Below are 15,160 nucleotides of genomic sequence, written 5' to 3' on the forward strand. Positions count from 1 at the left end.
CTACTCACCTCATTACAGGTATATTCTGGGGAAAATACCTATGTGAGTCTTTATTTCTCCTTTATTTTTAAACGTTACCCCCTAGGTACAAAAAATGCGGCCAATCCGCAAAAGACTAGCCGCTTTTTGCCTATGGTTGTATTAAAGCCCCTGTAAAAGTGATTGCTCCGATAGCATCTGCTGTACCGACAGTAGTTATTGCAACTAACGAATAGGTAATATTTCCAGTTCCAGGGGTTAGATCAACGTGGACAACACTGGTTGCTGCAAATGTGTTGTTTCCGACTGCATGATGATTTAGGCTAAAAATTATAGTTGCCCCACGGAGGACTTGTAGTTGAAGTACTGTAGTACCTGTCGTAGACTCCCATCCAACGATTCCGGTTAACCAAATGCGGCTTCCTAAAGGAACTCCCGTTATTGTGATTGTTTTTAATGTAGTTGCGACTGTGCTTAACGGAATGGCTGAACTCCCCGTTGTATTTGGCGTATTCACGGATGCTTGAAATTGTTGGAAAGGGCTCGTTGCACCCGTGGCTCCGGTGACTCCTGTTGCCCCGGTGGCTCCCGTTACTCCGGTGGCTCCCGTGGCTCCCGTTGCTCCAGTGGCTCCGGTGGCTCCCGTTACTCCAGTTAGACCTGTTGCCCCAGTGGCTCCAGTGGCTCCCGTTGCTCCAGTGGCTCCCGTTGCTCCAGTGGCTCCCGTTGCTCCAGTGGCTCCCGTTGCTCCAGTGGCTCCAGTTAGACCTGTTGCCCCGGTGGCTCCCGTTACTCCAGTTAGACCTGTTGCCCCGGTGGCTCCCGTTACTCCGGTGGCTCCCGTTGCTCCCGTTAGACCTGTTGCCCCGGTGGCTCCCGTTACTCCGGTGGCTCCCGTTACTCCGGTGGCTCCGGTGGCTCCAGTGGCTCCGGTGGCTCCGGTGACTCCCGTTGCTCCAGTATCTCCCGTTGCTCCGGTGACTCCAGTGGCTCCAGTGGCTCCAGTGGCTCCGGTAGCTCCGGTGGCTCCGGTGGCTCCAGTGGCTCCAGTATCTCCCGTTGCTCCGGTGACTCCAGTGGCTCCGGTGGCTCCCGTTACTCCAGTTAGACCTGTTGCCCCGGTGGCTCCCGTTACTCCGGTGGCTCCCGTTGCTCCGGTTGCTCCTGTAGCTCCAGTGGCTCCCGTTGCTCCAGTGGCTCCGGTAGCTCCGGTGGCTCCGGTGGCTCCAGTGGCTCCAGTGGCTCCAGTGGCTCCAGTGGCTCCAGTGGCTCCAGTGGCTCCAGTGGCTCCCGTTGCTCCTGTAGCTCCAGTTAGACCTGTAGCTCCAGTTAGACCTGTGGCTCCGGTGGCTCCAGTATCTCCCGTTGCTCCAGTGGCTCCAGTATCTCCCGTTGCTCCAGTGGCTCCGGTGACTCCAGTGGCTCCAGTTAGACCTGTTGCCCCGGTGGCTCCCGTTACTCCGGTGGCTCCCGTTGCTCCGGTGGCTCCCGTTGCTCCGGTGGCTCCCGTTGCTCCTGTAGCTCCCGTTGCTCCTGTAGCTCCCGTTACTCCGGTGGCTCCGGTGGCTCCCGTTGCTCCAGTTAGACCTGTTGCCCCGGTGGCTCCCGTTACTCCGGTGGCTCCGGTGGCTCCCGTTGCTCCAGTTAGACCTGTTGCCCCGGTGGCTCCCGTTGCTCCGGTGGCTCCCGTTGCTCCAGTGGCTCCCGTTGCTCCAGTATCTCCCGTTGCTCCGGTGACTCCAGTGGCTCCCGTTAGACCTGTTGCCCCGGTGGCTCCCGTTACTCCGGTGGCTCCAGTGACTCCAGTGGCTCCCGTTGCTCCAGTTAGACCTGTTGCCCCGGTGGCTCCCGTTACTCCGGTGGCTCCCGTTGCTCCGGTTGCTCCGGTGACTCCAGTGGCTCCCGTTGCTCCAGTTAGACCTGTTGCCCCGGTGGCTCCAGTGGCTCCCGTTGCTCCAGTATCTCCCGTTGCTCCAGTGGCTCCAGTATCTCCCGTTGCTCCAGTGGCTCCGGTGACTCCAGTGGCTCCAGTTAGACCTGTTGCCCCGGTGGCTCCCGTTACTCCGGTGGCTCCCGTTGCTCCGGTGGCTCCCGTTGCTCCAGTGGCTCCCGTTGCTCCAGTGGCTCCGGTGACTCCAGTGGCTCCAGTTAGACCTGTTGCCCCGGTGGCTCCGGTGGCTCCGGTGACTCCAGTGGCTCCAGTTAGACCTGTTGCCCCGGTTGCTCCAGTGGCTCCGGTGACTCCAGTGGCTCCAGTGGCTCCGGTGACTCCAGTGGCTCCAGTTAGACCTGTTGCCCCGGTGGCTCCCGTTGCTCCAGTGGCTCCGGTGGCTCCGGTGGCTCCCGTTACTCCCGTTGCTCCTGTAGCCCCGGTGGCTCCCGTTACTCCGGTGGCTCCGGTGGCTCCAGTGGCTCCCGTTGCTCCGGTGGCTCCGGTGACTCCAGTGGCTCCAGTGGCTCCAGTTAGACCTGTTGCCCCGGTGGCTCCAGTGGCTCCCGTTGCTCCTGTAGCTCCAGTTAGACCTGTGGCTCCGGTGGCTCCCGTTGCTCCAGTGGCTCCGGTGGCTCCGGTGGCTCCCGTTGCTCCTGTAGCTCCGGTGACTCCAGTGGCTCCAGTATCTCCCGTTGCTCCCGTTGCTCCCGTTGCTCCGGTGACTCCAGTGGCTCCCGTTAGACCTGTTGCCCCGGTTGCTCCCGTTACTCCGGTGGCTCCAGTGGCTCCCGTTAGACCTGTTGCCCCGGTTGCTCCCGTTACTCCGGTGGCTCCCGTTGCTCCGGTGGCTCCGGTGACTCCAGTGGCTCCAGTATCTCCCGTTGCTCCTGTAGCCCCGGTGGCTCCCGTTACTCCGGTGACTCCTGTGGCTCCGGTAGCTCCCGTTGCTCCCGTTGCTCCCGTTGCTCCTGTAGCTCCGGTGACTCCAGTGGCTCCAGTTAGACCTGTAGCCCCGGTTGCTCCCGTTACTCCCGTGGCTCCCGTTGCCCCGGTGGCTCCCGTTGCACCTGTTGCTCCCGTTGCTCCTCTAGGTAACAAGGGAAAAATGATTCGACAGCTCTTCGGGGGCATTAAAGAAAAAGGGAGTGAGTTTAGAGGAAAAAATTTGACGTTCATAAACAAACTCCTTTTTAAGAGGAGATTACATCAAGAAAAAATATCATAATCTTTTCATCGTTTCCAATATCTTATTCAGGTAAGTAGTTCATGAAACATGTACATTTTTTACTTGTTGAGAATCCACCTTTTCGTAGTTACTGGTTAGCCGAATGTCTTTTGGCCAAGTTCTCCACTCGACACATGTTTGCGAGTCGGAACTTGTATGAGGAGATAAGTTGATATTTTTTTCGGTCCACCACGTCAGCGGCAGTCCTCTTACTTTTCTCAACCTACCCTGACATAACAAGTGTTCCCACCCAAGCATCGAGAATACAGGAAAGGCAGTAACGTGGCCATAACCTCACCGACTAATCAAAATGCTTCAAATCGACTAGTCGATCGGTGTCCTAAGAAAGCGTCGAGATTGATTTTGGTTCGGGTTTTCACCCAACAATGGACGTATTGAATCGGCTACACTTAGTTGGACAGAAAAACCAGCTAATACTTGTCAATGATTTTGTCTTGGTGATTTTTGTTCTTATTGGTATACTGTTTTTTAGCCTGACAAATAACCTTCATTGGTGTGAAGGATATGGATAATTTTGGTCTTAGGTTTGGAAGGGCTGCTGCTTACTGAGGATGGCGTATACGTGATGGAGGAGCTTGTTGGCGCAAGCAATCACGACCACCTTGTAGGGCTTGCCCTCTTTTCTTTTTTTATCGTAGTACGTTCGGAGTCTGAGATTTGTCTTTCCTCGAATCCCACACTGTACGGCTAAATATAACGCTCGTCGAAGTCTTTTGGAGCCTCGTTTTGTAATTCGGGTACTCGTCGCCGTGAATTTACCCGAACTGAATATTCCAGGATCTAATCCTGCAAAAGCCACAAGTTGTTTGGCTTCTTTAAATTGCCGGACATCTCCGATTTCTGCGACGATTACGGCTGCAAGCTTTTCTCCGATTCCTGGTATACTCTTCACGAGTTCAACCTCCGGAAGTCCCGTTGACAGCTGAGCCATCTGCTTCTCCAGTTCGTTCAATTGTTTGGTAAACGCTAGAACCAAGTCCACCATACTGCGTAGAACCGAAGTTTGAGCACGGCTTCTTGGCTGTTCTCTCCAACGAGACATAACTCCGTTAAGATACTCCACTTTACCTACTGCCCACTTCTGAGAATGGGACTTTCCTGCGTTTTTCTGGATGATCTCTTGAAGATCTTCAACTTGATCCTCCAGACAACGGGCTAGCACATGTAGCGACGTCTCCGAGAATAGGTCGCCAAAAACCTTCTCGTATTCAGGAAACACTTGATCCAGCAGGGCTCTCATGTTTAATTTCGCTTGCACAAACATCCCGGTTACAAACTCATGCTGCCTCGTCATATGCTGAAGCTCCTTATATCCTTCATTCCAAATCCGGTGTGCGGTAACATCTCCTCGGTAATACATCTCGGCTAAATGCCAGGCATCTGCGGCATCTGTCTTTACCTTTCGCAATTGAGCATTCTTCGCTCGCTTCGACTGTAACGGATTAACGATAAAATATGTCCATCCGTTACGTTCCAGATAGGCGATAAGTCCAAGATGATAGTAACCAGTTGCTTCCAGAACGACAACTGGAGAAATGGAAGTCTCTGTATACAGGTTCATTAGAATTTTTCCTGGTTGCTCAAACCCGTCCTTTTCATGGGAGATACCTAGCGCTTTCCCGTAAGGTTCATTCCGTTTGAAAAAAGCTTGTACGACGCTGAATCTCTTTGCAACATCGATTCCCACTACGGGTTCCATAACAACCTCCTGAGTTTAGATTTGCCGGCACTCCTACGATGGTTCCAAACCCATAGCTTCGCTTGTGATACGGGGTCGATTGCCCCTACCAGCTCAAACATGGTCATTGGGGGCAGTAGGAGAACCGTTTTTCTGACGGGGTATGTTTCCCCAAATAAGGGCACGTTCTCCCGGCTACCGCCATCTTAAAGCACCTACAGTAATAGGCCAACCAGAAGTTTCTGGCTGACCTAATAATACGAAATAAGGGCTAGTAGAATGAACACATCAGAACAAGGAGCTACTATGCCAAAAAAAGACGTATATTTACAGAGGATTTCAAGAGACAAATGGTTCAGTTATACGAGAATGGAAAATCAAGAGCAGATATCATAAACGAATATGAACTGACTGTGTCTGCACTGGATCGTTGGATCAAGCAAGCAGAACAGTCAGGCTCCTTCTCAGAGAGGAACAATCGCTCTCCTGAAGAGAATGAACTTATTGCTTTACGAAAAGAAAATCAGCGACTCAAAATGGAGGTCGACATTTTAAAGCAAGCTGCGCTGATCATGGGACGAAAGTAAGTGTCATCAAGCGAAATTGCGACAAATACTCGGTATCAGCAATGTGCGACGTCCTACAAATCTCTAGAAGTACGTACTATTTATGAAGCGAAAGAACGCCGAAATGAAGACGATATTACGAAACCTATCGTGAAATCTTCGAGAAATACCGGAAAGCATATGGCACAAGAAAGAATAAAAAGTCAAGCTTCATGAACGTGGACTCATCGTATCTAGACGTCGAATTGACCGTATCATGAAGGAACAGGGCCTTGTTTCTACGTACACAGTAGCTCAATACAAACCTCACAAGGCTGCATGAAACGAATCACAGCAGCCAAAGTCAGTTCCGCAATCTGAAGCTAAGCGCGTCGTTGTAAGCGACCTCACGTATGTCAAAGTGCACTACATCTGTGTATTTGTTGATCTCTTTAATCGAGAGATCATTGGCTCTAGCGCTGGCCCGAAAAAGGACGTGGCTCTGATCGCGCGTGCCTTTGCCTCTCTACAAGGAGATCTGCGTCAAATTCAGTTCTTCCATACGGATCGTGGTAGTGAATTCAAGAACAAGTTGGTTGATGAGACGCTTAATACAATCCAGATTGCTCGTTCTTTAAGCATGAAGGGTTGTCCGTATGATAACGCCGTTGCTGAAGCTACATTTAAGACCGAATTTATTAATCAGATAAACTTCCAAAGTCTTCAACATCTTGAGTTGGAGCTATACGACTGCGTAAATTGGTACAACAGACATCGTATACATGGAACTTTAGGCTATATGAGTCCTGTTGACTACAGCAGATTAGTCCTTAAAAAAGCTGTCTGATTTACTGTTGCCAATCCACCCATAGAAAAACGAAATCGATATACCTCAGAATTCAAGACAAAGGTTGTGCTGGAGGTCCTCCGGGAGGAGCAGACCGTCAACGAAATCGCAGCGAAATACGAGTTAAGTCCGGTTATGATTAGCCGGTGGAAAGCAGAGTTTCTAGAGCGTGCCTCCATGGTATTCGAGAAGAAGACCCATGAATAAACTGAGAAAAGAGTATGAGGGCAAGCAAGAGCATTTAGAGAAGCTGGTAGGCCAACTCACGGTAGAGGTCGACTGGCTCAAAAAAAAATCTGGCCTCAAATGAACCCCTGGAAGCGCGCAAAGCCATGGTTGAGCGTGAGCATCCTGAAATCACAGTAAAGCGCCAAGCAGATCTGCTGAGTGTGAATAGAACAAGCGTTTACCGCTCTGTAAAGGAACATTATGAAAGCGAAGAGAAAGTGCAGATCATGCATCAAATCGATGAGATCTACATGAAGCATCCCTATTTCGGCTACCGGCGTATGACCAGATTCCTTCCGGATCAGGACTTCATGGTCAATCGAAAACGTGTGCGCCGTCTGATTCAAGTTATGGGTCTTGAAGCGATTTATCCGTAGCCAAACTTGAGCAAACGTCTACATGCCAAGTACACTCGTCCCTACCTGCTGAGAGGATTAACCATTGATCGGCCTAATCAGGTCTGGGGGATCGATATCACCTATCTACGGATGGGCAAGGGATTCATGTACCTGTTCAATATTATCGATTGATACAGCCGCAAAGGTGATCGATTATGAATTATCCAGTACCCTTGAGAAGGTTTTTGTTCTAAAGTGCCTCAAGCGCCCCTTCAGCCGCTGCAAGCCAGAGATTATGAACAGCGATCAAGGCTCTCATTTCACCAATGCGGATTACCTTGAATTGTTTGAGAAGGAAGGCATCAGGGTGTCGATGGACGGCAAAGGCCAAGCAAGGGACAACAGTCGAACAGAGCGTTATTTTCGTTCACTTAAATACGAATGCATCTACCTGAATGAATTTGAAGACCCTCGCGCGTTGCTTAAAGGGATAGTTCGTTTTACAATCACGAACTCCCCCATCAATCCCTGAATGGAGCCAAGCCCGATCAATTCTATGCTCATTCTATTAAACAGATTGCATCCTAAAATTGTAGTTCACACGAGAAGGAGGACATAACTTATTCCTCAAAAAATCGTGTCTTGACAATGGGGAGCATTACACAAAATCAGGGCTTAGCGTATATTTTCGTTAAAGTGTTGGCGGACCCCCTGCTTGTAATAGCATCGTAAAAACATGGGTATAAACCGGAACTAATCGATAGTAATGCGATAATCTCCCGAGTCCCAAGATTGTAAAATCACTTATTGTTCTCTATAAAATATACAAATTGTGGGGGATTATTTTTTTCTCATGCTATGGGCGAATCTCAAAGTATTGAGGTGCTTTTTTGTCATATTGTTTGTTATATCGTGGATGGTATCATCACCACCTGCAAAGTAAACTTTACAAAATGAAATATTCTCTACTCTTTAATTACATGGACCTGAAAATATACTTGTAATTTTGGATAAAACACTTCTCTCCATTTTTTCAATTCATGATAAGGAATATGCGAACGGAAATATTGTCCAAATCCGAATATATCTGTATTGTATCTTTGTGCTTTTTCAAATGTATTGTAAAAACGTCTTTCGATGAGCCTTTCTAGTTCTTTATTAATCTGGATATTCGTCATTCCTTCTTTTCTTTCTAAAATGTCAATTTTAATATATAAATCGCGTAACACCAGTGGTTTATTATTCCTCATAGACGTTTTGGTTTGGATTGAACTGTCTGTTATCACGATACTTGCAGATCCAACATTCTCTACTTTTCCTTTCGATGTTTGTTTTTGAAACAAATTGATCAATAGACTTTCATTAGGGGTGATTCTTTCAACAAATTCTCCATTATTTAAAATAGCTGAGCCTTCATAGTTCAATACTGTATCCTTTCCGGAACGAATAATCGGAATAGCAATATCTTTAGTATACGAAAATAAACTTTGATAAGCTTCCCAAATTCGGGCTCTTGAGATTTCTGGTGCCCAGTCAACCCCTTTATTAAAATAGTCAGATATAGAGGAAGCTCTAGCACCTAATTTATCGTTAATACTTGTTAATACTTTCTCAATATTATCATCTGTAATGGCTAACAATGCTCTTGACGAAATCACTTTAGAATTCATTAAAAACGTAATAAGTCTCCGCAATTCCTGTTTGTTTTTTGCCAAATTGTTATGAATGACAATTAATTGTATTTGAGAGTAGTTTACAGCTTTTTCAGAGTTTGTCTGTATTTGTCCAAGAACACTTGAAACGGAATTGCCTTCTTCCGTTACAATTCTTGATAGGTTACTTTCGTTATTCGTTATGGGGATTTGTACTGTTAGTTTATATTCTTCATCATTCTCCATAGAAATAGCTATGACCAAAGGAAGTGTCTGATGATTTATTTCTTTAATATCCCAACACCCGCAGAGTAAAGTGAAAAATGAAAATACAATAAAAATTTTATATCTATAACTTTTTTTCATTTTTCGTCACTCTCCTCCCCAGCAGGACACCATAAATAAATATAGAAAATGGAATGATAATCATAGAAAAAACATGTGCACCTGTACTCCATAGCAGGTACTTCCCATTCATGGACTGGTTTGGAACAGATAACGAGAATATGATTGCGATAAGAGAGAACGCAATTATCCAATATTTTGATTCATGCCATTTAAAAAGTTTCTTCATGATACTTCCGATCATCCAAAGCATCACGGCATTATATATAATCGTGAATCCAACTAATGATATACCAAAGAACATAGTTTGCCGGTTGAAAATAAACCAATTAGTGTCAATTGTATCTATGGCCACTATTACTGGCTGGGGAAACGTAATGACTGTTTCTTGTCCAAATATAAATAGTGGTATATACACAAAAATTAGAAAGAAGAGCATCACACAAGCCCATGTTACAAAAATAAAGCGGAACGTATTATTTGATCTTGAGGGTACGAATCCCAAAAATAGAAATGACGAAAAACCCATAAAATAAAAAAAATTAATGTCTAAAAAGAAATTGGTAGATACATGTGAAACAGGAGAAGCATTTCGAAAATCAATATTTACAATAGATGTAATAATTATAAATAAGCCCAAAAGGATAACCAGAGAGAAAATAATAACAGAAGAACGTAAAATTGTGCTTATTCCTTTTATAGCTGTATAAACTGAAAGGACAAAGAGCAACACCAATACTGACCAAGAAGGCGTCCGAGGTAAAAAAATCGTATTGATGGCCTCAGTATGGGATCGCATATTTAACGAAATGAGCGCAGTCATATTGAAAACAAAAGGAATAAGAACAATGATAGCAACCCATCTTCCTATTTTTAAAAAAATATCAGTAACATCATTATTAGGAAAGTATTTCAATCCATTAAAATAGATACAAATTAAAATCAGATGAAGCAAACCTTGAGAAAGAACCACTTCCCAATGACCTGTATTCGTTAGTAAATATACAAGAAAAGGATACTGCAAAAAGCCAAGGCTTAAATGAGTGATTATAAAAACACATCCAATCTGTAACCTTTGATTCATTTTATGTCTCCTTTCTCTTCAATGTAAAACGCAACATATGGTATACCATTTGTTGTTAAACTTGATAAATATACGATTATAAAAGTTAAACCAATAAACAAACCTAAGATTCCAAAAATAGAAGATAAAACTAAAATCGGATAACTTAGCATTCGCATGTAAATTGAATTCTCCACTCCAACTAGCACTGAACTCGAAATCACAATAGTGGTAACTACAATAACTAATAAACTACTGATCAATCCAGCTTCAATCATACCCTGACCTAATATGATTCCTCCAACCATTGTAATTGTAGGGCCTACACTTTTAGGAAGTCTCACAACCGCTTCTATTATAAAATCAATTAATACAACCATTAAAATGGTTTCTAAAATTGGTGATAATGGAATACCTTCTCTATTTGCTGTGATATACAAGGCAAGATCTAGTTTTAATATTTCAGGGTTAACTGATATTAGTGAAACATACAATGCGGGAAGTATAAGCGTGGATAAAGCTCCAATTATCCTTAGGAATTGACGCACAAATGCCAATATATTAGTATAGTTTTGATCGCTAATAACATTAAACATATCAAAAAACAGACTAGGATAAACAATCGCAAAAGGATAATTATCCAGTATGAACACAATTCTATTCTTTTTTAAAAAATGGATGGCATTACTCGGAATTTCAGTAGAGAAAAGATGACTTACAATATTCAACTTTCTTTGACTAAAATACTTATTCAAGTCATCAACCGTTTCAATGTCTGATTTAATATTTTCTAACTGCTGGGAAACATTTTTGATGAGGGCTTTTGGAGCTTTCCCATTAATATAAAGCAATGATAGTCTTCGCTTATCCAATTCTCCAATTTTATAAGAATAATGGCATAGCTGTTTATTACTTAACTTTTTTCGGATAAGTCCAATATTAATATTAATATCTTCTACAAAGGCGTCTGATGAAGAATGAATTGGATTTTCACTTCTAGGTTCATCAACGTTACGAGTTAGGTTATGGGAGAAAGGATCCACTATAGCATTACGTTTTCCATTCCCTAATAAGATCACTAATTTACCTTCTAAAACAGCATTTAAAATTTGTTCTAAATCAACGTCCAGCTGATTACTAATGTTTATTAATAGTTCATCTACTGAGGTTGACGATTCCGTCATTTGTCGAACATATAAATTTGATTTAGTGAAATCAACAAGAGTATTAAATCCAAGAAGATTAATTTTCATGTTATCAAAAATTAATTCTTTGATAATAAAATCATCATGATCTACAAAAATGGTTTTTAATTTCTCTAAATTAATCATTTATTTACTCCTTAAGATAGTTTATTATTTATTATAAGCAACAAGTGATTTTTTATACTTCTGTGGCGGCGCAAAATTTTTGCCAAATATCATGATAATTTATGACAAAAATTTTGCGCCGCCACACCTAGGGTGAAAGAAAGATAATTCCCTACAAAGTTTTGAACGTTAGGACGGGTATAATCTCCCGGCAAATTCAATACCCGTAGGTCACCCTCGAATTGAGAAAGCCAATATTTCTCCTTTTCCAGAGGAGCCTCCGATACATATACGTCTGCTGCCATTCAGCATAGTCTGAATACTGAAGTCTCATCGCTGGTAGCTCGGCTCCCATGTAGGTATCTAGAAGTTCTTGGAGAAATACTACGCTCGACACGCCGTCCCAAATGATATGATGTACATCCATGAACAGAACGTGTATTTCCGCTTCCAGCTTGAACAAGGAAAACCTCAGGAGCGGGCCCCGGCTCAAGTCGAACGGCCGAATCCGTTCTTGGATCAATTTCTTGATTCCCTTACTTTCCCGTTTATGCTCCAAATCAACGTATTCCAAATCGCGTGAACCCGCTGCACAATCTTCCCTTCCTCCATATCAAAGGAGGTTCGCAGAACGCCGTGTCTGGCAACCAACATATGAAGAGATTGATGAAGCCTCTCCGCATCCATGGCTCCCTCCACTGACCAGGCTGAAGGCCGATTATAATGGAAGCTATCGGGATCGTAGCCGCTTAACGCATAGATCCTTTTCTGTGCCGAAGGGACGGCGTAGCATTCCTTCTTCTCTGCCGGTTGGATGGAAAGCATAGTCGAAACGCAGGAGCGATCGATGGCCGACGCTAACTCCCGGAGCGTTGGACAATGGAACACCGTACGAAGCGGAAGCTCTACACCGTACTCCTTGCATATTGCGGAAATCAGCATCACAGCCTTCAACGAATGACCGCCGATATGAAAGAAATTATCCTCCGCGCTTACCTGCGCTACGCCGAGCACCTCGGTCCAAAGACAGGACAATCTCCGCTCCACATTGTTTCGTGGAGCGACGTATGCCGTACCCTCCCCCATGTCCTTCCCAGGCAGCGGCAAACTCCGCCGGTCCGTCTTGCCGTTTGGCGTCAGCGGAATCCGCTCCAGCCGGATGAAGTGCGAAGGAATCATGTACTCCGGCAATTCCTCTGATAAGCATTCCCTGAGCTCGTAAGGAGACAATGGCGAGGAGGCGACGTAATAGGCACATAGAGCTTTGCCGTACGGTTCGGTGTCTATATCCAACACCACAGCGTCTATGACCGATACATGCTTCAGCAAACGCTGCTTAACCTCCCCCAGTTCGATCCGATAGCCACGGATCTTTACCTGCTGGTCGATACGTCCAAGAAATTGGAGGGTCCCGTCCGGCAGCCAGCGTGCCAAGTCGCCGGTTTTGTACATGAGTCCGCAGGGATCGTATAAATCGTTTTGAAGTGAGCGCCGGGTCGCCAATATATCCCTGCGCCACGCCCGCTCCCGCAATATAAAGCTCACCAGCGACTCCAATCGGTGCTAGCTTCATGTATCGGTCATAGATATACACCTTGGCATTGCCGATTGGCTTCCCGATAGCCGGCCGGTGCTTGAATGTCTCCAGCCTCTCCGGTTCGATCATCATCGCTACCGAACCGATCGTACATTCCGTAGGCCCGTAATGGTTCATGATCCTTGCCATGGGATAAGATCGGTAGAAGTTCTCCACATCCGCCGTGTTAATCTCTTCACCGCCCAACACCATCACTCGGAGTGTATAGCACATTCCCGGAGGAGCGAAAGAACTGGCATTTATCAGCATATTGAACAAAGACGGGGTTCCTTTGAGAAAGGTGATGCCATGCTGCCGGATGTACGTAAGCAGCTGATTGGGATCGGCGTACATTTCCTTGGTTAGCAGATGAATGGGACAGCCTGACAGGAGAGCGGAATAAAAGCTGGTATAGCTCAGATCAAACGCCAAGGAAGAAAGCACAACCGTGCTATCCTCCGGGCACAACTGAGCCTGTTGTGCAAACCAGGATACATAGTTCACGATATTCCTGTGGCTGACAGCCACCCCTTTCGGCTGCCCGGTCGTCCCCGAGGTGTAGACAATATAAGCTAAATCTGCAGCATCGCCTGTCAGTCCAAATCTAACCGTTTCTCTCTCGCCGAGCTCATTGCTGCACAAATGGACGACGGGCAGCCCGTATATTAGTTCCTTCGGCGCCTCCTGACCATGTACCAGCAGAACGGCAGCCCCGCTGTCCTGCAGCATGTAGGCGACTCGTTCTGCGGGATAGGCGGGTTCAATCGGTAAATAGGCACCGCCGGCTTTTAAAATACCCAGAATTCCCACTACCGTCTCCAACGCCGCCTTCAAGGCTACTACCTTCTGCGGTCCGGAACCGCTCCAATACCCAGTTTCCGAAGCTTGGCTGCGATCCCGCCGGCCTTGGCGTTCAGTTCACCGTAAGTCCATCGCTGCTCCCCGCACACCAACGCCCATTTATCCGAATTTTTCTGCACTTGCCTCTCGAACCAGGCATGTACGGTGAACTCCCCGTTGACGGGAAATTGCGTACGGTTCCACTCGGTAAGCAGCCGGTGTTTCTCTTGCGAAGTCAGCACTTCTAGGTCCTTGATTTTCAGATGAAGGTTTTTTACGAGAATCCAAGCCAAAGACTTAAACCTTTGCAGCACCTCCCGAACTTCATCCCGATCATATACCGCCTCGTTGTAAGAGACCTTGATTGACAGGCTCTCCGGTCCCGGAGATAGAACAATATTGAAGTCATAGTTGGGATGACCGTATACCTGAATATCGGTAATCCGGAATCCCAAGGATCTTGTTCGATATAAATTGTTCAGAGGATAGTTTTCAAAAACGAATACATGGTTTATGAGATCCTTGTTCAGCAGGGAACGGGCTTGAATCTCAAAGAGCGGAAAATAATCGTATTTGTCGCTTTCATTTGAAGCGGTATGGACTTGCTGCAGCAGCTCGGCAAACGTCGTTTCCCCACTGCACCTCACCCTTACGGGTACCGCATTGATACCCATGCCAACCATTTTTTCAATGCCAGGCAGATGCGGGGGCCTTCCTGAAACGACAGAAGCAAAGACCGCATCCTCCACTCCGTTGTACAGATGTAGCAGCAGCCCCCAAATCGCATGCATGACTGTGCTTAAAGTGACACCGTTCTGCTGTGCAGCCGTCTCCAACGCACGGGTCACCTCAGGGCTGAAGTCGTAGAACAGTTGATCCGCCCGATACGGTCTATTCATTGTCTCGTCCGGCTACAAGGAATACCCGTAGCCTCTTCATAGCCTTCGAGATGAGTGTCCCAATATTGCAAGGCTGATTGTTTATCCTGTTTCTCCAACCATTGGATGTACATGCTGAAAGGCACCGCTGTCTGTTGAATCGGTCGCCTGGTTCTCCTACAGCGCGCATAGGTTCTCCATAGCTCAGTCAGCACATTCGCCGTACTCCAGCCGTCGAGAATCAAGTGGTGATAGCTCCAGATACATTCATACCGATCACTGCCGGTCTGCAGAAGCGCGACACGCATGAGCGGTCCGCGCGTCAAATCAAACCCCTGCGCAATCTCCCCGCGTTTGAATTCCTCAAGAAACGCCGAACGCTCCTCGAGTGAAAGCCCCTGCAGGTCCTGGAAGTTCACCGGAATCTCCATTCGCTTCAGCACAACCTGAACCGGACGCTTTAGATTCTTGTAGACAAATACCGTGCGGAACATCGCGTTAGCCGTAACTATGGCATCCACCGACCGGCGGAACGCTGCCAAGTCCACCCTGCCGGATAAAGAAAAGTGCAACTGCTGGAAATAGGCATCGTTGTTCTCGTTCAGGAGCTCATGAATCAACATGCCTTCCTGCATCGGTGTAAGAAAATACATATCCAATACATCACTTTTGGCGAACAAAAGGGTCACTCCTTCCGAGCGG

General features: G+C 46.4%; 8 protein-coding genes and 3 pseudogenes. 2 read left to right on the forward strand and 9 right to left on the reverse strand.

From position 1 onward, the window contains the following. Positions 1-130: 130 nt before the first annotated feature. On the reverse strand, positions 131-3,010 hold the full coding sequence (locus OCY70_RS33620) for a collagen-like protein (protein WP_261948928.1): 2,880 nt from the start codon (positions 3,008-3,010) through the stop codon (positions 131-133). Between the two features lie 668 nt (positions 3,011-3,678). Continuing rightward, on the reverse strand, positions 3,679-4,857 hold the full coding sequence (locus OCY70_RS33625) for an IS110 family transposase (RefSeq protein WP_213427987.1): 1,179 nt from the start codon (positions 4,855-4,857) through the stop codon (positions 3,679-3,681). A gap of 329 nt (positions 4,858-5,186) precedes the next feature. Here OCY70_RS33625 and OCY70_RS33630 point away from each other — a divergent pair. Next, positions 5,187-6,228 (forward strand): annotated as a pseudogene (locus OCY70_RS33630) (IS3 family transposase). Positions 6,229-6,249: 21 nt separating this feature from the next. After that, positions 6,250-7,382: pseudogene (locus tag OCY70_RS33635) on the forward strand (IS3 family transposase). A gap of 377 nt (positions 7,383-7,759) precedes the next feature. Here OCY70_RS33635 and OCY70_RS33640 read toward each other — a convergent pair. From OCY70_RS33640 to OCY70_RS33670, 7 genes and pseudogenes are all read right to left on the reverse strand, one after another. After that, positions 7,760-8,812 (reverse strand): Ger(x)C family spore germination protein, encoded by a 1,053-nt coding sequence (locus OCY70_RS33640; RefSeq protein WP_213427988.1) that lies wholly within the window; start codon positions 8,810-8,812, stop codon positions 7,760-7,762. Then, entirely contained in the window at positions 8,796-9,875 is a 1,080-nt protein-coding gene (locus OCY70_RS33645; protein ID WP_213427989.1) for a GerAB/ArcD/ProY family transporter, read from the reverse strand. Before OCY70_RS33645 ends, OCY70_RS33640 begins: the two co-directional genes overlap by 17 nt. After that, positions 9,872-11,185 carry a spore germination protein gene (locus tag OCY70_RS33650; protein ID WP_213427990.1) on the reverse strand — a complete coding sequence of 438 codons (1,314 nt, stop codon included), beginning with the start codon at positions 11,183-11,185 and terminating at the stop codon, positions 9,872-9,874. The genes OCY70_RS33645 and OCY70_RS33650 overlap by 4 nt, the downstream gene beginning before the upstream one ends. A 196-nt stretch (positions 11,186-11,381) precedes the next feature. Then, a pseudogene (locus OCY70_RS33655) lies at positions 11,382-12,616 on the reverse strand (condensation domain-containing protein). After that, positions 12,501-13,574, reverse strand: coding sequence for an AMP-binding protein (locus OCY70_RS33660; protein WP_213427993.1), 1,074 nt, complete (start codon positions 13,572-13,574; stop codon positions 12,501-12,503). The pseudogene OCY70_RS33655 and the gene OCY70_RS33660 overlap by 116 nt, the downstream one beginning before the upstream one ends. 5 nt (positions 13,575-13,579) lie before the next feature. Further along, positions 13,580-14,479: a condensation domain-containing protein gene (locus OCY70_RS33665; protein WP_213427994.1), complete on the reverse strand. Its 900-nt coding sequence runs from the start codon at positions 14,477-14,479 to the stop codon at positions 13,580-13,582. After that, positions 14,476-15,138 carry a condensation domain-containing protein gene (locus OCY70_RS33670; RefSeq protein ID WP_213427995.1) on the reverse strand — a complete coding sequence of 221 codons (663 nt, stop codon included), beginning with the start codon at positions 15,136-15,138 and terminating at the stop codon, positions 14,476-14,478. The genes OCY70_RS33665 and OCY70_RS33670 overlap by 4 nt, the downstream gene beginning before the upstream one ends. Positions 15,139-15,160 lie beyond the last annotated feature (22 nt).

Source organism: Paenibacillus melissococcoides (assembly GCA_944800085.1).
Lineage (GTDB): Bacteria > Bacillota > Bacilli > Paenibacillales > Paenibacillaceae > Paenibacillus_B > Paenibacillus_B melissococcoides.

What these genes read in the sequence shown, in the direction of transcription:
- OCY70_RS33625 (WP_213427987.1), bottom strand. Translation starts at nt 4,857, where the DNA reads ATGGAACCCGTAGTGGGAATCGATGTTGCAAAGAGATTCAGCGTCGTA.
- OCY70_RS33640 (WP_213427988.1), bottom strand. Translation starts at nt 8,812, where the DNA reads ATGAAAAAAAGTTATAGATATAAAATTTTTATTGTATTTTCATTTTTC.
- OCY70_RS33645 (WP_213427989.1), bottom strand. Translation starts at nt 9,875, where the DNA reads ATGAATCAAAGGTTACAGATTGGATGTGTTTTTATAATCACTCATTTA.
- OCY70_RS33650 (WP_213427990.1), bottom strand. Translation starts at nt 11,185, where the DNA reads ATGATTAATTTAGAGAAATTAAAAACCATTTTTGTAGATCATGATGAT.
- OCY70_RS33665 (WP_213427994.1), bottom strand. Translation starts at nt 14,479, where the DNA reads ATGAATAGACCGTATCGGGCGGATCAACTGTTCTACGACTTCAGCCCT.